17 protein-coding genes and 1 pseudogene are annotated in these 18,454 nt (G+C 39.9%); 4 read left to right on the forward strand and 14 right to left on the reverse strand.

Features of this window, described 5'->3' with window-relative positions:
• Positions 1-321 (forward strand): helix-turn-helix domain-containing protein, encoded by a 321-nt coding sequence (locus tag ATS71_RS00565; protein WP_058403062.1) that lies wholly within the window; start codon positions 1-3, stop codon positions 319-321.
• Between the two features lie 174 nt (positions 322-495).
• Here the strand turns inward: ATS71_RS00565 and ATS71_RS00570 are convergent.
• Positions 496-3,370, reverse strand: a pseudogene (locus ATS71_RS00570) (M16 family metallopeptidase).
• 257 nt (positions 3,371-3,627) lie between these two features.
• Between ATS71_RS00570 and ATS71_RS00575 the strand changes: the two are divergent.
• On the forward strand, positions 3,628-4,584 hold the full coding sequence (locus ATS71_RS00575; protein ID WP_058403063.1) for a methylenetetrahydrofolate reductase: 957 nt from the start codon (positions 3,628-3,630) through the stop codon (positions 4,582-4,584).
• Positions 4,585-4,669: 85 nt separating this feature from the next.
• Here the strand turns inward: ATS71_RS00575 and ATS71_RS18740 are convergent, their stop codons facing one another.
• The 6 genes from ATS71_RS18740 to ATS71_RS00595 form a co-directional block, all read right to left on the reverse strand.
• On the reverse strand, positions 4,670-5,110 hold the full coding sequence (locus ATS71_RS18740) for a response regulator (RefSeq protein ID WP_235591384.1): 441 nt from the start codon (positions 5,108-5,110) through the stop codon (positions 4,670-4,672).
• A gap of 119 nt (positions 5,111-5,229) precedes the next feature.
• Entirely contained in the window at positions 5,230-5,397 is a 168-nt protein-coding gene (locus ATS71_RS18745; RefSeq protein WP_235591385.1) for a hypothetical protein, read from the reverse strand.
• 21 nt (positions 5,398-5,418) lie between these two features.
• A complete protein-coding gene (locus tag ATS71_RS18750) occupies positions 5,419-6,402 on the reverse strand; it encodes an ATP-binding protein (RefSeq protein ID WP_235591386.1) in 984 nt (327 codons plus the stop codon).
• Positions 6,403-6,505: 103 nt separating this feature from the next.
• Positions 6,506-6,943, reverse strand: a complete 438-nt coding sequence (locus ATS71_RS00585; RefSeq protein WP_235591387.1) for a heme NO-binding domain-containing protein — start codon at positions 6,941-6,943, stop codon at positions 6,506-6,508.
• A 242-nt stretch (positions 6,944-7,185) separates the two neighbouring features.
• Positions 7,186-8,433: a DEAD/DEAH box helicase gene (locus ATS71_RS00590; protein ID WP_058403064.1), complete on the reverse strand. Its 1,248-nt coding sequence runs from the start codon at positions 8,431-8,433 to the stop codon at positions 7,186-7,188.
• Positions 8,434-8,526: 93 nt separating this feature from the next.
• Positions 8,527-9,228 (reverse strand): DUF3581 domain-containing protein, encoded by a 702-nt coding sequence (locus ATS71_RS00595; protein ID WP_058403065.1) that lies wholly within the window; start codon positions 9,226-9,228, stop codon positions 8,527-8,529.
• A 176-nt stretch (positions 9,229-9,404) separates the two neighbouring features.
• On the opposite strand from ATS71_RS00595, the gene ATS71_RS00600 reads away from it, so the two are divergent.
• Entirely contained in the window at positions 9,405-9,803 is a 399-nt protein-coding gene (locus ATS71_RS00600) for a hypothetical protein (protein ID WP_058403323.1), read from the forward strand.
• 97 nt (positions 9,804-9,900) lie between these two features.
• Here ATS71_RS00600 and gltX read toward each other — a convergent pair whose 3' ends face one another.
• From gltX to proB, 4 genes are all read right to left on the reverse strand, one after another.
• Positions 9,901-11,385: a glutamate--tRNA ligase gene (gltX, locus tag ATS71_RS00605; protein ID WP_058403066.1), complete on the reverse strand. Its 1,485-nt coding sequence runs from the start codon at positions 11,383-11,385 to the stop codon at positions 9,901-9,903.
• 46 nt (positions 11,386-11,431) lie between these two features.
• Positions 11,432-11,791, reverse strand: a complete 360-nt coding sequence (locus tag ATS71_RS00610; RefSeq protein WP_058403067.1) for a glutaredoxin family protein — start codon at positions 11,789-11,791, stop codon at positions 11,432-11,434.
• 72 nt (positions 11,792-11,863) lie between these two features.
• The gene (locus ATS71_RS00615) at positions 11,864-12,823 is read right to left on the reverse strand and encodes a GGDEF domain-containing protein (protein ID WP_058403068.1); all 960 of its coding nucleotides are present in this window, start codon (positions 12,821-12,823) and stop codon (positions 11,864-11,866) included.
• 103 nt (positions 12,824-12,926) lie between these two features.
• On the reverse strand, positions 12,927-14,030 hold the full coding sequence (gene proB, locus ATS71_RS00620) for a glutamate 5-kinase (RefSeq protein ID WP_058403069.1): 1,104 nt from the start codon (positions 14,028-14,030) through the stop codon (positions 12,927-12,929).
• 116 nt (positions 14,031-14,146) lie between these two features.
• On the opposite strand from proB, the gene ATS71_RS00625 reads away from it, so the two are divergent.
• Positions 14,147-15,106: a DMT family transporter gene (locus ATS71_RS00625; protein WP_058403070.1), complete on the forward strand. Its 960-nt coding sequence runs from the start codon at positions 14,147-14,149 to the stop codon at positions 15,104-15,106.
• On the opposite strand, the gene ATS71_RS00630 is transcribed toward ATS71_RS00625, so the two are convergent.
• The 3 genes from ATS71_RS00630 to pdsO are packed head-to-tail and all read right to left on the reverse strand — an operon-like array spanning position 15,001 to position 18,357.
• On the reverse strand, positions 15,001-15,594 hold the full coding sequence (locus tag ATS71_RS00630) for a class GN sortase (protein ID WP_058403071.1): 594 nt from the start codon (positions 15,592-15,594) through the stop codon (positions 15,001-15,003). The two genes, ATS71_RS00625 and ATS71_RS00630, sit on opposite strands and share 106 nt — an antisense overlap.
• On the reverse strand, positions 15,591-17,597 hold the full coding sequence (locus ATS71_RS00635) for a marine proteobacterial sortase target protein (RefSeq protein ID WP_058403072.1): 2,007 nt from the start codon (positions 17,595-17,597) through the stop codon (positions 15,591-15,593). The genes ATS71_RS00630 and ATS71_RS00635 overlap by 4 nt, the downstream gene beginning before the upstream one ends.
• Before the next feature lie 25 nt (positions 17,598-17,622).
• Positions 17,623-18,357 carry a sortase-associated OmpA-like protein PdsO gene (gene pdsO / locus ATS71_RS00640; RefSeq protein WP_058403073.1) on the reverse strand — a complete coding sequence of 245 codons (735 nt, stop codon included), beginning with the start codon at positions 18,355-18,357 and terminating at the stop codon, positions 17,623-17,625.
• Between the last annotated feature and the right edge of the window lie 97 nt (positions 18,358-18,454).

The raw sequence follows: 18,454 nt of genomic DNA on the forward strand, positions 1-18,454 counted from the left end.
GTGCAATTAAATCCTACAACTGTTAAATCACTCAGAGGCCAGTTAAATTGGACTCAGCAGCAACTTGCTGACGCTTGCGATGTTAGTTTACGAACAATTCAACGGGTAGAGAAAGAAGGTGCAGCATCAAAAGAAACAACGATGGCTTTATGTGCAGTATTAGAAGTACGTCAAGGTGAATTAATTAAACTTGAAGATGACACTAACTCTTCTACTGTTAATCCAGCTTTAAGCACACAAAATATAACCTCAATTTTAGCATTGTCGTCAGTCATCAGCTTTATATTAGGAATGATCACTGTATTTTTTATAATGAGTTAAGGTAGCAAAAAATGTCGAAATATAAAGCAAAAGAACGACGAGGCCACATTACTTTAATAGCCATAGCAAGCGCAATAATACTTTTAGGGTTAGGGATAAAGGTTGGCTCAATGCTATAAAAAAGCCCCAAATGTGGGGCTTTTCATTATCTACAAGTAGTTTTCGTTTAATGTTTTATTTAAAAACACTGTCCACTTTTACTACTTCGATGTTGTTAGCCTCAATGGCTAATTTATAATCGGCAATGATTTTATCTTCTGCAACAAGCTCTGCTGGTTTTTCTGTGTTGTAAACCATTGGCGAGGTTTGCTCTGACGCTAAACGTTTTTTCATGTCTTCGCCGTCACCGGTAATAAACACATACTGCACGTTATCAGTTTGCAGATTATCTTTAATTACGCGATTCACATCACCAAGCGTTAGCTTTTCAAGCTTACTTGTCACGTATTTTACAAACGATTCTGTGTTATAAAATTCGCTATCCAATGCATAACCTAACTGACGGTTTTGACTTGCTACAAGCTGCGGCACGTAGTTAATTAAAAAGTTACGTGTTGCCTCAAAGTCTTTTTCGGTCATGCCATTTTTAATTAATCTATCTAGCTCAAATAATGCGGTACGCGTTGCAAAGTGTGCATCGTTATTAGAGCGCAGCGGGCGCAACCAAATTTGGAATATTTGCTCAGAGCGTCCTAAATTTGCATCTGGTTTAGTTTGAAACATACCACGTGGGAAGTATTCTATGTACGAATAATCACCGTAATTCATACCGCGTGTTTGACGAATTCGCTCATACAAGTATGAGTTAGAACTACGATGCTCACCAAAGTATGAGCGCACAAGCCAAAGTGCTGTCCAATCTTCGCTGCTACGAATAGTATCAATAGGGAAACCAAACGATACCGCAGTAGATTGCGCCGATTTTTCAACAATAGTAGCATGATGACCTTTAAGTTCTGGTGCATCAGGGATACTTAAACGGCTTTGCTCGCCTTTAGGTAGGGTTGCTAAATCGCTCATCATTTCGGCTTTAAGCGCGTTAGGCACAGCGCCAATTAAACCCAATGTTAGTTTAGATTGGGTAAGCTCTGTGTTGTAAAATGCTTTTACATCATCAAGAGTAAGTGCTTCTAAGTCTGAAATATCACCATAGTTGTAGCTCTCGTATGGGTGGCCTTTATAAAGCGTACTGTAAAGTACTTCTTTACCTAGCTCTTCATCATTAGAGGCTTTTAAGCCAGACTTAATACCGTCGATCATTTCTTTTTTAAGGCGTTTAAAGTCATCGTCTCTAAAACCTGGGTTAAGTAGTTGCTCGCTTATAAGTGCATACCAAGTTTCAGCGTTATCTTTATGAATACGCCCCTGGAACGACAGCATTTCTTTATCTATTTGGTAACCAAAGCTACCCGCAAGCGGATAAAGCGCTTTTTGGATTTCCTTGTAGCTGGTACTTTGCGAACCACCTCGAGCAAGCATAGCGGCGGTAAGTGCGGCTACACCTTTTTTACCCTTCGGCGGCTGCACCTGTATTGAATAAAAAGTTTACATCAACCAGCACCGAGCTATTAGTTTTATCAAGCACTTTAAATGCCGGTGCCTCTGGCGCTTGCTCAAGCTTTGCAACCACCTCGCTTAAACTCGCCTCTTGCTCAAACCCCGGTGCTTTCTCAAGTGCCGACATTGTCACTGTAGTGCGGGTGTTATCTACAAAGTATTTATTAGCAACCGCTTTAATATCCTCAGCGGTGATGCTGTCGGCTGATTTATAAAGCTGGTTAATAACCTCAGGGTCGCGCTCAAAATGCATGTAACTCGCAAGCGTTGATGCTATTGCTTGCGACGAATCTAAACCATTAATAAAGCTATATTTAAGATTAGATTTTAAGTCACTTAATTTTTGTGCATCAACCAATTCTGTACGTGCTTTTGCGTAAGTGCGATTAATTGCATCGCGTGCTTTAGCTAAATCTTCTTCGTTTTCTACTTTTACAAATACATGCAGTAGGCCCGGATCTTTGGTTTCTGGATTATAGGTAAACATTTGGCTAGCAATTTGTTTATCAACAACCAGCTCTTGGTATAAATCTGAGTTGTTTGAAAAATAAAGCTGTGAGATTAAATCAAGCGCAGCTCGGTCTTTTTTAGCAGGCTCCCACGGCGCACCTTTGTACGATACCAGTAACCAATGCCCTGGTAAGGCTTTATTTTGCTCATGTAAATATTTAGGTGCTTGCTGTTTTGGCTCAGCTTTAATATCGGCAACGTAATCGCCTTTTTCCCAACCACCCCAGTGCTTTTTAACCATTGCCATAGTGGCTTTAGGGTCAACATCACCCACAATAACTAGCGATACATATTCTGGCTTATAAAATTTATCAAAAAATTCTTTACCGTAAGCCATTTGGTCTGGCATGGCTTCTATGTCTTCAAAAAAGCCCATTGTGGTGTGTTTGTAAGTATGCTTTTCAAAAGCCTCTGCACGCACAGCACTTAATAACTTGCGAATCGGGCTGGCGTTATTTTTTAAGTACTCACCTTTTACCGTCAATGCTTCGGTTCTAAATTGCTCTTCGGTGTAGGTTAAGTTTTGGAAAATATCAGCTTCAATCTCAAGTACTTTATCAAGGTGCTGCTTTGAAAAGTTTAAATGGTAGTTAGTGTAATCGTTGGTGGTGTATGCACGGTTATCAACCCCTGCATTTTTGAATATGGCGGTGTATTCGTCTTGCGGAAATTTTTTAGATCCTTTAAATACCATATGCTCAAAAAAGTGAGCAAAGCCGGTCTTGCCCGCCTCAACTTCGTTGCGAGATCCAACAGAAACCGGTATTTGCAGCGAAACTACATCAGGGTAATCCGTTTTAACAACCATGACTCGAAGGCCATTATCAAGCTCTTTAATAAGGTAATCTTGTGAAAAAACACGGTCATCAGCTTTTTTTATTTGTTCTTGTTTTGCTGTTTGCGTTATTTCATTTTTTTGCATTGCACAGCCAGTTAAAGCGAGTGATACCGCAAGGCTTGTTGCTAATAATTTAAATTTCATAATTGTCCTTTAGTAAATTGAGCAAAGTTGTTGTCAAAATATTTACAATTTCACTGCTAATTATGCCCCAAAGCCAATAAATATAAGAGCCCTCAGCGACTTTATTATGTAAACAACTGTGTCATGCACTTAATTTAGGAACATCTTTGTATGAATAATCCTCACGATGCTTGAAAAACTTTCACTTAAAAAATCTATCTAGACGTCTAAATGGCTGCTATATTAATTCTATCAACCATTGAGCTGGAATGAGGATTATGGCTTTATCACTGCAAGAGAAAATTGAGGACACTAATCAAGGTGTTTATCTTATTGGTACAACGCCCCCTAAAATAGGCACTGATGAAGCGCAATTAAAAACCATTGCAGAAAAACTATTAGGCCGCTTACACGAAATTGAATACGACGGTGTTGTTATTTACGATATTCAAGATGAGAGTAGCCGTACTAATCAGGCTCGTCCGTTTCCATTTAAGCAAACTGTTGATCCGCGTGAATACAGTAAGTTGTTAAAAGATTTATCACGCCTAGATGTAATTACATATAAAAGTGTAGCTCAGCGCGGTGTAGCAGAATTTAAAGATTGGCTAAATGAAACTAAAAATGAATTTGATTTAAAAAACGTTGTTTTAGTAGGTAGCCCATCGTCAGTAGGTGATATAAAACTAAGCCTACCCGACGCTTATAAAACATTAGCGAAGCAAAGTGATGACTTCTTTTTAGGAGGCGTAACCATTGCAGAGCGACATGCAAGTAAACGTAATGAACACGAACGCTTAATAGAAAAAACAACGCAAGGTTGTCAGTTTTTTATATCGCAAGCAGTTTATAACGCACAAGCCACTATTGATTTAATAACAAGTTACGCGCGTACCTGCAAGGCACAAGGCGTTGCACCAAAACGTATTATACTCACGTTTACACCATGTGGCGGTGAAAAAACCCTAGAGTTCATGCAGTGGCTAGGTATTTCAGTACCAGAGGCGACTAAATGGCGCATGCTTGACGCCGACAACACCTTGAGTGAATCGGTGCGTATTTGCCGCGAAAATCTCGATTCAATTTTAAAAAGCTGTGCACACTTAGACGTGCCACTAGGTTTAAACATTGAAAGCTTAACAAACCGAAAAGAAGAAATTGACGCATCAATAAACTTATACCGTTTATTAAAAGCAACAATGGAACTCAACCTAGCTGAAAAACAAATTGCTTAATAGTTAAACAACCCCCCCCCTTCTTGGCAAGCTACAGGCTTGCTTTTATTATCTCACCAACCTTAAAAAAACTTAAAAACAAAAATTAAATACACACCCACTTTGCTATTACCTCAAACATACTTTCAACTTTAATGGGTTTTGAAATATAGCCATTCATACCGCAATCTTGCGCCTTTAATAAATCGGTTTCTCTAGTATTAGCAGTCATTGCAATAATGGGTAAGTTTTTAAACTTAGCTTGTTTTTTTATTTCTATGGCTGCCGTATAGCCATCCATTCTAGGCATTTGGCAATCCATCATCACCCCATCGTAAGTTTTTTGTTTTAGCGCGTCTAACGCCTCAAAGCCATCATTGGCAATATCAACAATTAGGCCATTCTTACGAAGTATTTGTGTTGCTACTTGTTGATTAAGTAGGTTATCTTCAACCAATAAAATATGAAAACATTGCAGTTTTTGTAGTGTATTTTGTGTATTTGAGCTCTCTAATAATTCTGGTTTTTTTAGTGTTTTTATATGCATAATTTGTAAAAGCACGTTATGCAATGTGCTTTTAATTATTGGTTTTATAAGTACTTTATAAGTGTTTTCACCAAACCCTAATAGGCTTTCGTTAAGTGCTTTATTTTCACAAGGCGCTACTACAATAAGTTTTTTGCATTTAACTTAAGCTCATTACGAAGAGACTGTGCAGCACTGTCATGATTTAAATTTAACGTTCGCCAATCTATAAATATAAAATCGTAATTTTGCAGTCCGCTTAACCGGTCTAGTACTTGGTTGATGTTATTTACAATATCAAATTTCACTTCAAAACCTAAAAGCAGCGTTTATAATGATGTTAACTGACTATCTGAACTTTCAATAACAAGTGCCCGCTTGGCTCTAATATGTGATATATCAAACTCACTTTGCTTAGTCGAATAATTAAGTGGAATAGTAAAACTAAAGCAGCTCCCCTTATTTAACTTGCTATTTACTGCAATATCTCCCTGCATTAGTTCAACCAATGTTTTGCTTATTACCAAACCAAGCCCCGTTCCACCAAACTTTCGGGTTGTCGATACATCAGCCTGAGTAAAAGGTTTAAACAGTGAGTCAACTTGTGCTTGGGTCATCCCAATGCCGTTATCTGAAATAGAAAAAGCGACGCTGCAACAGCTATCTACTTTTTGAACTAATTTAACAGCTAGAATAACCTTACCGCGGGTCGAAAATTTAAGCGCGTTATTAAGTAGGTTTAACAGCACTTGGTTAAGCCTTAATGCATCGCCAATAAAGAAATCAGGCAGCAGAGGGTCAATATCAAACACCACTTCAATTTTTCTTTGTGATGCTAACGTACTAATAATATTTATAAGATTTTCTAGGAAGGTATTAAAATTAAATTCTTTTTTTTCAAGCTCTATTTTACCCGCTTCGACCTTTGAAAAGTCTAAAATATCATTAATTATCCCTAATAAAGACTCTGCCGAATAATGAATTTTTTCAACATAGTCTCTCTGTTTATCCGAAAGTTCAGTATCTAAAACCAAATAAGCCATACCTATTATGGCATTCATCGGGGTGCGAATCTCATGGCTCATGTTTGCTAAAAAGTCTGATTTAGCCTCATTAGCAGCTTCTGCATCTTGTTTAGCAAGTTTAAGATCGTGGGTCCTATTGGCAACTTCTTGCTCCAAGTTTTCAGCCGCACCTTTAAGCACCTCATTGGCTTCGTAAAGCTGTAATGATTTGGCTTCAAGCAGCTTTTTGGCTTCTTTTCGCGCCAAGCGCTCTCGCTCTAACCTCCGCTGTAAAAGGGCTACATCCATATTTAACCTACCAGTGTTAAGTTAAACGTAGCCACTTGATGATCGTCACTGATCTCGCTGCTTATGCTTATATTTTCCTTAAAATGTTCGGCTGCACCTTCTATTAACCCTTCAGCAAGTACAGCAAAGGGTTACTCGAATGGTAAATCATCCGCATTTGGGTATCACTTAATCGTTTGGTTTGAAAGCTAGGTAACTCAACGTCGGTATATAGTTTTTCAACTTCTACATGCACGTGCCTATCTATGGTACATAAAAAGTCAAATGTGGTAGTGAGCTCTTCAAAAAATTGTGGATAGTAGACTAAAAAACGCTTTAACAAATATTTCCCGTACTCTTTAACAAGTACATCAATCGGAATATTAACAATGCCACTCAGTGAAGTTACTAACTTTAAAAGCTCCTGCTTGTTATAGTTACCGACACTGGTATAAACCCCATTAGAATCCAGCTCGTTTTGCTCAATAATTTGATCGGCAACGGCTGGTGAAAATGTGATCTCGACCATTTCTAAAAATTCAGTAAAAATAATGCCTTTCATCGCTCTAGCAACTTATTAGTCGTAGATTAAGTATAGATTTAAACTGTAGTAATGCACATTTGTAAGAAGAAAAAACACTTACAATGTATTCCTATTTAAAGGGGGTTTTACTTATTTAGCCGCTTTATGTAAAAGTGACTATTAAAATAAGCGCAGCTGATGTGTATAAAATTGCTAAATACTATTTAAAAACTAATTTTTTATCACTAAATGGGGCATTAACAGCCCCATACTATTGGCTATTATTTACGGCGCCTGCTTGGAGCCCTTTTTCCTGTAATACGTTTTTTATCGCGATCTTTACGCGCTTTGTTGGTGTTTTTGCGGTTATCTTTAGGTGGCTTATTTAAATCAGGTTCATAACCTTCAAGCCATTGTGGTGTTAAGCGGGTATCAAGCAGTACTTCAATTTCTTCAAGTAGCCATTGCTCATCAATACTAACTAATGACATAGCAAGCCCTTGCTCACCTGCACGACCAGTGCGGCCTATGCGGTGTACGTAGTCTTCTGCTATGTATGGCAGCTCAAAGTTTATTACGTATTTAAGCGCAGGAATATCAAGCCCGCGCGCTGCTACATCAGTGGCAACTAATACGCGTGTAGTGCCCTCTTTAAAGTTTTGTAGTGCACGGTCGCGCGCGCCTTGCGATTTATCGCCATGAATAGATTCTGTTTTTAAACCGTCTTTACACATTTCTTTGGCAAGCTTATCGGCCATTTGCTTGGTGCGCGTGAATATAAGTACTTGGCGCCAATTTTTCATGCCAATCATGTGCGATACCAGCTCGCGTTTTCTGTCTTCATCAACAGCGTAAATAACCTGTTCGACTTCAACGGCAGCCGAGTTACGTTTATCTACTTCAATCAACTCAGGGTTTTTAAGTAGCTTTTTACTTAGCTCAAACACGCCGTCATCAAAGGTAGCTGAGAATAATAAGGTTTGGCGATCGCCTGGAATGTGGCGCAAAATACGTTTTATTTCATCAATAAAGCCCATGTCGAGCATGCGGTCGGCTTCATCAAATACCAATGAATCAACACTTGAAAGCACCACACTGCCTTTAACGATATGATCAAGTAAACGCCCTGGCGTTGCAACTATCACTTGCGCCGTTTTAAGTGCTTTAATTTGCGGGCCAATACTTGCACCGCCATACGCTAAAGCGCCCTGAATATTGCTGCCTTGGGCGTATTTTTCAAAACTTGCAAACACTTGCTGAGCAAGCTCACGCGTTGGCGTTAAAATAACCACTCGAGCAATACCTGGCTCATCTTTTTTTGGTGTATTTAAAAGCTTATGAAGAAGCGGTAATACAAAGGCTGCTGTTTTACCTGTGCCTGTTTGCGCGCTGCCCATTACATCGTTGCCCGCTAAAATAGGCGGAATAGTTTTAATCTGAATTGCGGTAGGCGTGGTGTAATTATTTTGCTCAATCGCTGTTAGTAATAACGAATCGAGATTAAGTGATGAAAATGATGTGGCAGACATAGGCTTAGCTTTAAAATAACAAAGAGCGCCATTATACCTGAGCTTTAGCAATAAAAAAGGCGCTATCAATAGCGCCCCATTTAAATGCTAATGTTAAACCGGTTTTAAGGTCGCTTTTCGCTCGTTATAAAATGCAATTAAATCATCAACCGTTGCTTGGCAGTATTCACGAATACCCGACACCACCATGTGCTTTTCACCAAAACCGACTTTTTCGCCGTTTTCTAGTAAATTAAAGCGTAAGGTAATTTTGCCGCGCTTGCCTGTGTATTCAAAACTTGGCTCAGCAAATTCAAGCGTTGGTGCTTTAATCTCAATGTTATCGAGGTTAATAATCATTGACTCGTAAATAACCATAGGCCGCGCAGGGTTAATCATCACCTCTTGCTTGCCCATTAGTGGAATAATGACATGTGGGAAAGCCGTACCAGAAAACTCAACATAGTTTTTTATTAAGCTATTAGTAAGTGTTGGGCATTTGCTTGTTTTACCTTCGCGTTTTACCTTTAAAATTACTTTATCGCCATTGGTTACATCAAACTCGTCCCCCCCTTCAGGGAAGCTAAGTTTGGTGTTTTCGTCAACCATACCAGCAAAGGTAAATTCCATTCGCTCACTAATACCATAGCGGTCTAACACTAAAGAAAAAAGCAAGTCTCCTGGCGCGCAAAACTTTTTGGCATCTTTATCATGAAGTGGATTGTAATCATCGGCAACGCATTTTGCGAAACGACACCCTTGCTCACGAGAAATAGAAACATAATCAGCGTGCTGCTGAAAGTAAGGACTTAACATAGTTTGTTCACTGCTTAAACTGCTTATAACTTACCCATACTACCAGAAAAAAATTAAAGAGAGGTCGAATCACTTACAAAATGATACAACTTACTTTTATTTTTGCTTTGCTTGCTTTTGTTTTTATTGATAATTTGTTGATGGGCCTACAAATAATAACTAAGGGATTGATCATTATGCTGCGTATTTTTGCTTTAACCTGTGTAATAACAACATTAACAGGGTGTTCTGGCGTTACCTATCATACCAATATAAACAACGATGTTTTAGCTGATGAAATTGGTACTTATGTAAATAAAAGAGATCTGCATCAATTTTATAGTGACCAACAAGCTCACGAAAGCGGTGCTTTATTGTTAGGTCGAATTGAAGGCGAGAGCTGTAATGGAGATGGCCGAGGTGAAAGCAGTAACGTTAGTTATAATCGCGCAAAATCAAGTGCCATAGATTCACTTAAAGCGGATGCAATGCGCAGAGGCGGTAATGCCTTTACTATTAATTCTTGTAGTGAAACTCCTCAATCTTATTGCGACATTTCGGTTACTTGTACGGGTCAAGCTTACGATTTGGAATAAATGCAGTAATACCGGAACTATTTAACACTGGCTCCCAAAAACAAAAAAGCCGAACTTATTTACTAAGCTCGGCTTTTAAAAATGCATCATTTAGTCATTATGCACTTGGATATGTGCGGTACGCACGCTCAATATTTTTAGCCTGCTTTTTAGAAATACCTAAATGAGCAAGCGCTACACGTAAACGCGCACGTGATAGGTCAGAGCCCAAAATTTCCATTGCATCAAGTACCGACGTCGATGACGTTTTACCGGTAATTGCTACAAATATCGGCTCTAAAAAGTCTTTAATTTTAAGCTCGTGGAATGTAGCAACCTCTTTTGCAATGGCAAAAATAGCTGGCTTTTCAAAGCTACGTAAGCCTTCTAATTGCCATACAAAAAATTGTAGCGCTTGGCGTATTACGTTTTCGTCAGCTTTGCCCGCTGTTAACAGTGCAGGGTCGTAAGTTGGAATACCGCCAACAAAGTGTCCGGCTAAATCAACCATATCCGACAGCGTGTTAATACGCGTTTTAGCTTCTGGTAATACTTTAGCTAGCATGACACCGTTAAACTTCCAATCAACAAAGCGCTTCACAAGCTCTTCGTCGGTTAGGTTTTCGCGGATCCACGTACCGTTTAACCAGCTTAACTTATCTACGTCAAATACTGGGCCACCAAGCGATACACGCTTCATGTCAAAGTGTTCAATCATTTCATCAAGTGTGAATTTTTCACGCTCGTCTGGCATTGACCACCCCATGCGGCCTAAGTAGTTGAGCACGGCTTCTGGTAGGTAACCCATTTCTTTATAGTAATTAATACTCGTTGGGTTTTTACGCTTAGAAAGCTTTGATTTATCTGGGTTACGTAATAATGGTAGGTGGCCAAGTACCGGCGCTTCCCAACCAAAATCTTCGTAAAGTTTTAATAGTTTAGGTGCTGAGTTAATCCACTCTTCGCCACGAAAAATATGGCTAATTTGCATGTGATGATCGTCTACCACATTAGCTAAAAAGTACGTTGGAAAACCATCGGCTTTTAATAGCACTTGCATGTCTACGTTTTCCCACGGGATCTCAATTTCGTCGCGTAGGTAGTCGTTAAATTTAAAGGTGCCTTCGCTTGGTATTTTCATACGTATAACGTAAGGCTTACCTGCAGCTAAGTTTGCTTTAATTTCGTCTTCGGTGTGGTTCAAACCACGACCATCGTACTTAGGGCGCAGACCTTCGGCCATTTGCTCTTCGCGCATTTGGTCAAGCTCTTCACTGGTTGCAAAACAGTAAAATGCTTTACCTTGCTCAACTAACTGATGCGCGTATTTTTTATATAAATCGCTACGTTCAGACTGACGGTACGGGCCAAAATCACCACCTACATCAGGGCCATGATCCCACTCAAGGCCTAACCAACGCAGGCTATCCATAATAGCTTGCTCTGATTCTGGTGTGCTGCGCACTTGGTCGGTGTCTTCTATACGAAGCACAAACTCGCCGCCTTGCTGTTTAGCAAAACAGTAGTTAAATAAAGCAATGTAAGCTGTGCCAAGATGCGGATCACCTGTTGGCGACGGGGCAACACGAGTACGGATTGTCATGGTAATGTCTCTTTAAATAAGTGAGATAAAAATTATATGGTTACGTTTAAGCAGCTACTTTATTTAAGTACGCAATAATATCGTTAGATTCGTAAAGCCATTGAGTTTGGCCATTTTGCTCTATACGTAAGCAAGGCACTTTAACTTTGCCACCTTGCTCTAATAACTCTTGTCGATATTGCTCATTGTCTTTTGCATCGCGTGTTTCTATGTTCAAGCCTTCGCGCTTAATAGCACGGCGTACTTTCACACAAAACGGGCATGCTTTAAATTGATAAAGTTTAAAATGAGAGGTTTGCAGATCAAGCTTGGCTTGCTCGTCGCTTGCACGCTTTTTACTACGAGGAGTAAATATAAAATTAAAGAATAAAATTATACAACCTAAAAACCAACGAACGAATTTCATGCTTAATACTCTGACTACAACAATTTAAGGAGCCAGATTTTAGCACAAATTTACAATCAAAAAAGCTCAATACTAATGAGAAACCCTGACTTGTTCGCTGAGCGTAAGCTCGTAACATGATGTCACCTTATTCCGTCCTGTTTTTTTTGAGTGATATAACGCCATGTCGGCTTGGTTTACTATGCTTGAAACGGTATCAGCGCTCTGCAGCTTTAAAAAGCCAATACTAATTGTTAACTGCTGTATGTGCTCAAAATCATGGCTGGCCACCCGCTGTTGTAAACGAGTTAGCGCATTAAGTGCATCCGTATTTGTTTGCGACTGAAATACGATTGCAAACTCTTCCCCTCCGTATCTAAAAGCATAATCTTCAATTCTAAAATTATTTTTTATGAGTTTAGCAACTTGTGCAATAACACCGTCGCCAACTACATGGCCAAATGTATCGTTAACATTTTTAAATAAATCAATGTCAACAATGGCTAAATACCAACAGCGTTTTTTATGTACTTGCTCTCGGGGTAATAAAAAACCATTGCCGGTGACTATTTCCATTACTTTTTTGTCAAAGGTTTGACGATTTAAAAGCCCCGTTAAAGGGTCTAAGCGCGACTTATGCAAAATCCATAATTGATTCGCGTATACATTTAAAATGTACATAGCTAATGCACTTATTCTATCGGTTATTAACTGCTTGGTTTTAATAATTAAAACACCCAGAATAGTATCGCTATGATTAACTGGGATGTATGTTGTTACATCATCAGTCGTATGAATAACTCTTGTTTTACTAGGCGTTGCTTTATTGAGTATTAATTGGGCTTGACTGGGCTCTAAGTATGTTAAGTTGCTTTGAGTGTTTAAAAGCAGAGGTGGGGCTTTCAAAGTAACGTGCTTATTTATGTAAATCGCAAAATTATTTTCGCTTAGTAAGTCACCTAACACGTCTATTAAAGCCGAATCTAAATGGCTTTCGTCTTCCTGACAAGTGAGTTCGACTACCCACTCGTGGCCACATGAATTGGCTTGCATTGCCACACCCTGTCTTGAATAATTTTTAACCAGTGTAGACGTAATCTATAACTTTACTAAATAATTAGACAGTTAATTAAAATTCATTCTTTTTAGTTAAGCATTAAAGTAGTACCAAGTCGTCTCTATGCAATACTTCTGAACCAGCGTCATAACTAAGCAACTGAGCAATATTATTTGAATGTGCGCCTTTAATTTTATTAACCTCCGAGCGACTAAAGCGGGTTAAACCGCGCGCAATTACTTGGTTATTTGTATCAATCAAATCTATTAAGTCCCCACGTTCAAAATCCCCAAAGGCATTGGTGACCCCTTTGGCCAATAAACTTGCCCCATTATTTTGCAGCGCACTAATAGCGCCTGCGTCTATTGCTATTTGCCCATTACTTTTAGGCCCGGCTAATAACCATTTTTTGCGACCATCTTTAGGCGCTGTTAACTTTAAAAAGCGCGTACCCGGTAATTTCTCGCTCATGCATTTTAAAATAACGTTGCTGCCAGCGCCTTTGGCAATAATAACTTCAACGCCTGCACGCCTGGCCACATCGGCCGCTTGCAGCTTTGTTGCCATACCGCCGGTACCTAAGTGTGTTCCGCTGCCACCAGCAAGTAGGCGAAGTTCATCGTTTATGTGAGCTACTTCGTCAATAAGCTTTGCATCGGCATTGATGCGCGGATCGCTGGTAAACAAGCCGTCTTGGTCGGTTAATAATAGCAATTTGTCTGCGTTGGCTAATATTGCCACCAAGGCTGATAGGTTATCGTTGTCACCTACTTTAATTTCGCTTGTGGCAACGGCGTCATTTTCATTAATAATAGGCACTACATCGTAGCTTAGTAAGGCCGTTAATGTATCGCGTGCGTTTAAGTAGCGCTCTCTGTCATCAACATCAGCGCGTGTTAACAGCATTTGCCCTACGTTTACGCCATACAAGGCAAATAAACTTTGCCATATATGAATAAGTTGGCCCTGCCCTATTGCGGCTAACATTTGTTTATCAACTAAGCTCGTACCACAGGGTTTTAATAATTGTTCGCGGCCTGCAGCTACAGCCCCACTTGATACTACAATAACCCGATGCCCTTGTTTTTTAAGCTCACAACATTGGCGAACTAACTCAACCATATGGGCTTTATCTAGTTTATCGGTGCCACCAGTTAGTACGCTCGTACCTAACTTTACAACTATTACCTGTTCCCTTTGCATTGTTTTTAGCTATTAAAATTTTATTATGATTTAATTTATACCAGCTCGGTATTTTTGAACAAGTTAAAAATTTTCATGCTAGGATCGCGCTATATTTTATCGTTTAAATAAGTCTTATGCCTGCTAGTTTATGTTTAATTATTGCCACTTTTTTATGGGGCAGTTCGTTCATAGCGCTTAAATACGCCATTGCCATTTACGATCCGGCATTAGTGATATTTTTACGTATGCTTACTACGCTCGTTATTTCATTGTGTTTATGGCGTTATGTTATTCGCTTTGAATATCAAAAAGGTGATTGGAAGTATTTAGTGGGCATGTCGCTTGCTGAGCCTTGCTTGTACTTTTTATTTGAAGGCCACGCAATGGAATATACATCGGCATCTCAGGCGGGTGTTATTGTGTCGTGCTTGCCAATAATAATCGCATTTTTAGCATTTTTTATGCTCAAAGAATACATAAGTAAAGCCATTGTGGTGGGCTTTACGCTATGTATTGGCGGCAGTATTTTACTTACGCTTCTCTCTCCTAGCTCAGAACAAGCGCCTAACCCTATATTAGGTAACTTTTTAGAGCTAATGGCTATGGTGTGCGCTGCTTTTTATACCGTTAGCATTAAACACTTAGCAAACCGGTATTCACCACTGACTTTAATTGCATTACAAGGCATTAGCGGAAGTTTGTTTTTTGCCCCCTTTCTATTTTTTATTGACCTACCCAGCGAAAATCAACACGACCTAACAGCACTTATGAGTATTTTATATTTAGGCTCTTGCGTTACCCTAGGCGGCTACGGTATGTATAACTATGCCATTAGCAAGGTATCGGTGCTTACAGCGGCGGCGTATTCAAATTTAATCCCCATATTTACACTTATTTTATCGGCTATTATTTTGGGAGAGGTACTTACACTTTGGCAGTGGCTTAGTATTTTTGTAGTCTTTATTGGCGTTATGGTTAGCCAGCGCCATCAAGAGCTTGTTGTTGATATACCACTTAGTGAATCCGGTGAAGATATTTCTGCCGATACCAATAACCTCAAATCGGTGCCCGACGCTAATGCATCAAAGGGATAACAGGTAAGTAAATAAAGCCCCGGTGTGCGTAAAAAATCATGCTGCGATTGATGAATTATATCAACCGCCGTGACTGTATACTGCTGTAATTCCCCGCTTTGTAACTGCATAGTAAACTGTTCACCCACTTTAGCGTGCTGCAAAAACGCAAAGTGGGTGTCGTTATGGCCTGCTATTAACGCTCCCTTTTGGCGATCACCCAATTCCCCAGCGGGCAAAAAATGGCTTGGTGCAAATGCTAAATTTCGACCACTCGCACCACCGAGCACACTTAATGTTTTATTATGCGATGGAAAATGAAGCTGCGCGGTTACAAAACTGTCAGCATAAAACCACGGTTTTACTTTTTCACTGGGCCGGCTTAGGGCTTGCTGCCACGCACGCTCAATAAGCACTTGTGCAAACCATGCCTTTGTTTGCATATAAGCTCCGTGGCCAAACAAGCTGAGCCCTATAATTAATAGCCCTGCACTTAACCACTTTTTCATGTTTTAACGCGTCTTTTTAATTTAAGTACACCAAGTGTTATAAGTAACATACTACCTAACATTATATGCAGCCTACTTTGACCATCGGTTTGCGGCAAACGCATTTTCATCCCTTGCGGCACTTGGTTAGCGACTTGAGCAGTTTGATCTGCAACGTCTTTAATTTGAGCATGTTCAATGGCAATAAACGCAGTAAATGGACTTAATAGTTGATGCGTTAATGCTAATTTTTGCACCTTGTCTTTAACACTACTTTGCTCGTTATATAAAAGTAGTGACTTAATTTTTTGACGCGCCCACAGTTTCGCTATGCCTTGAGCACTTGAGCTATTTTGTGTGCTTAATTTAATACTTAAAGGCCCTTGTGCTGTTTGCCCTGTAAGTATCACACTTTTAGCATCATTAAGTTTTATAGCGACCATGATAGGCTCGCCAAAATATAAATCAGGTAAGGGTGATGGCCAAAAATCTAAAGGGTTACCGTTTTCATCGCTTAAAGCTAGCTCAGTAATGGCTGGGTGGGCGAGCTTATCAAATAACTGCTGCATTTTAGGCTGTACTTCTTGTGTGCTGCCAATAAAAGTAAATGTGCCTTTTCCTATATCTGCTGCACGGCGCATAAAAAAGCTATTAGGGGCGCTACCAATTCCTACTGTAAATAAACGGCTATCACCTAATTTAGCCTGAATATTTTTAAATAAAGTAGCTTCGTTACTTACACTGCCGTCGGTTAAAAACACCACTTGGCGTACAAAACCATCAAACGAACTGCCATCAAGTACCGCATCAAGCGCGCCTTGTATTTCTGTGCCGCCATCGGCCTCTAGGCTGTAAATAAAACGCTCAGCTCGGCGTAAGTTAAAATCACTGGCTATAAGAGGCCTATCACTCATGGCTGTGACATTATTATCAAAACCAATAATGTTAAAGCTGTCGTCGCTTTCAAGTAACGACAGCGCATAAAATAACGCTTTTTTTGCCTGCTCAATAGACTGCCCATGCATTGAGCCTGAGGTATCTACTACAAATACCATTTCTCGGGGTAAGCGTTGAGTTTGCGTAAAGTGATCAGCAGGCGGCATTAGCATTGCAAGTCCGTATCGATCGCCATTGTCAAACTGCTGGGTAAAAAAGGCAGCTTGCGCGCTTTCTTTTTGCAGCGGTTTAAACTCAAGAACAAAGTCGCGGTTTATGGCATTTTGCTCGTTTAATGCAACGGTGTATTGGCCAAATGCAGGGTTATGAATATCTACGTTATGAAATTTAGAGTTTATATCCACCAACTCTAACCCAACGTCTATATCTATATTTAAACTAAATTTACTACTAGGTTCGTCGTCATCGTTACACGCCGCGCTTTGTATACTGTAAACAGGGCTTAACCAGCCGCTTGGTGCAGTATTGACGGGAGCTTGGTTTTGCTCATTAAACTCAACTTCACCGCTAATTGCGTGGTAACGTGGCGTAATGGTGGTAGGAAAACGAATGGCAAAAGTGCCACTGCGGTAACTAATAATTTCTTGATACTCAAGCTCAATAACCACCTGCTCACCAGGACCAATATTTGACACATTAGTGACAAACATATTTGCCCGTTGTTGACGCACAAGTGCGGCCTGTTTCCCTGCCTTTTGTGCGTGTGCGTATTTTTTTTCAGCCTCTATTTTTTTATCAATTTGGCCTTTGATGACTCGCTCACCTACACGCATTGTCATGGCATGTACTGCACTTTCGTCGGGTAAGGGAAATACATAACGCGCATTCACCGCAAACGGGTTTTCGTTTTGATAAGTTTGCTTGACAACAACATGGTTAATTAACCCTGTTACAGTCATTTGTGCGTCGCTTTTTAATATAATAGCTGGGCTAACGGGCTTACCTAAGGTGTCGGTTAGTTCAAGCTTTGGCGATTGCGCATAGCTGCTTTTGCTTGCTAATAGCGATATAGCCATGAATATAAAAATGCTTGCCTTAACAAGCATTTTGGTTGGGTTACTCAACATAAAATCACTCCATCGAACGCTAAAGTTAGTTACTCGCCGTTTGGCCATTTACAGATGTTAGTGAACGGGTAGTCAGCGTTACTCGACGGTCAAAAAAGTTATCTTCTAGGGTATTACTGTTTGCCAGTGTGTGTTGCTCACCAAAGGCTTGCGCGCTTAAACGTGTGTGGCTAACGCCGTGTTTTATTAAATAACTTTGCACTGCATTTACACGTTTTTTAGACAGTAAAAAATTAGCCTGTTCATCTCCTCGTTGGTCGGCAAAGCCACTTAAATCAAGCGCTAATTGAGGTTGGTTGTTTAAAAGCACAACTAACTGGTCGAGCTGTTTAGCGAAGTGGGGGGCTATTGCGCTTGAACCCGTTTTAAATTGAACGGTCATCGCAAGCAGGTTATTAATTTGAGATTGTGTTAACTGCTCATTTTGCTGTGCAAGGACCTCTAACTGCTGCTCTAACAGATTGTTATGATTAAGCACATGTTGGTAATCTTTAGTTTTTTGTTTCATTACTGCCAAGGCGCGTTGCTGCTCGTTAATTTTGTTGTCAGCAACCTTTGCATCCCCTATTAATCCACCAGCAAATGCGCCTATAAATGCGCCAATTGGTCCACCAACCACACCCCCAACAATCGCGCCTGCACCTAAGCCTATTGCAGTTTCTTGGGTTGCTTCTTTTGAGGGCGAGTGCTTAGACGTTGCTGACAATGCCGGTGCAGAAAAACTAGCAACAAGCGTTAGCGCGATTAATGCCTTCTTCATAATATGATCCTTAAAATTGATGTTAACTTTGTGATGTTTTGTTTCGATAGATGTATTAAAACAACCTCAAGTGGCAACAAAGGGGATCAAAAATGGC

The organism is Pseudoalteromonas sp. H71, assembly GCF_001468485.1.
GTDB lineage: Bacteria > Pseudomonadota > Gammaproteobacteria > Enterobacterales > Alteromonadaceae > Pseudoalteromonas.

Excerpts from the sequence above, each read along its gene's own strand:
- ATS71_RS00575 (WP_058403063.1), top strand. The coding sequence starts at position 3,628 with ATGGCTTTATCACTGCAAGAGAAAATTGAGGACACTAATCAAGGTGTT.
- ATS71_RS18740 (WP_235591384.1), bottom strand. The coding sequence starts at position 5,110 with ATGCATATAAAAACACTAAAAAAACCAGAATTATTAGAGAGCTCAAAT.
- ATS71_RS18750 (WP_235591386.1), bottom strand. The coding sequence starts at position 6,402 with ATGGATGTAGCCCTTTTACAGCGGAGGTTAGAGCGAGAGCGCTTGGCG.
- ATS71_RS00585 (WP_235591387.1), bottom strand. The coding sequence starts at position 6,943 with ATGAAAGGCATTATTTTTACTGAATTTTTAGAAATGGTCGAGATCACA.
- ATS71_RS00590 (WP_058403064.1), bottom strand. The coding sequence starts at position 8,433 with ATGTCTGCCACATCATTTTCATCACTTAATCTCGATTCGTTATTACTA.
- ATS71_RS00595 (WP_058403065.1), bottom strand. The coding sequence starts at position 9,228 with ATGTTAAGTCCTTACTTTCAGCAGCACGCTGATTATGTTTCTATTTCT.
- ATS71_RS00600 (WP_058403323.1), top strand. The coding sequence starts at position 9,405 with ATGCTGCGTATTTTTGCTTTAACCTGTGTAATAACAACATTAACAGGG.
- gltX (WP_058403066.1), bottom strand. The coding sequence starts at position 11,385 with ATGACAATCCGTACTCGTGTTGCCCCGTCGCCAACAGGTGATCCGCAT.
- ATS71_RS00610 (WP_058403067.1), bottom strand. The coding sequence starts at position 11,791 with ATGAAATTCGTTCGTTGGTTTTTAGGTTGTATAATTTTATTCTTTAAT.
- ATS71_RS00615 (WP_058403068.1), bottom strand. The coding sequence starts at position 12,823 with ATGCAAGCCAATTCATGTGGCCACGAGTGGGTAGTCGAACTCACTTGT.
- proB (WP_058403069.1), bottom strand. The coding sequence starts at position 14,030 with ATGCAAAGGGAACAGGTAATAGTTGTAAAGTTAGGTACGAGCGTACTA.
- ATS71_RS00625 (WP_058403070.1), top strand. The coding sequence starts at position 14,147 with ATGCCTGCTAGTTTATGTTTAATTATTGCCACTTTTTTATGGGGCAGT.
- ATS71_RS00630 (WP_058403071.1), bottom strand. The coding sequence starts at position 15,594 with ATGAAAAAGTGGTTAAGTGCAGGGCTATTAATTATAGGGCTCAGCTTG.
- ATS71_RS00635 (WP_058403072.1), bottom strand. The coding sequence starts at position 17,597 with ATGTTGAGTAACCCAACCAAAATGCTTGTTAAGGCAAGCATTTTTATA.
- pdsO (WP_058403073.1), bottom strand. The coding sequence starts at position 18,357 with ATGAAGAAGGCATTAATCGCGCTAACGCTTGTTGCTAGTTTTTCTGCA.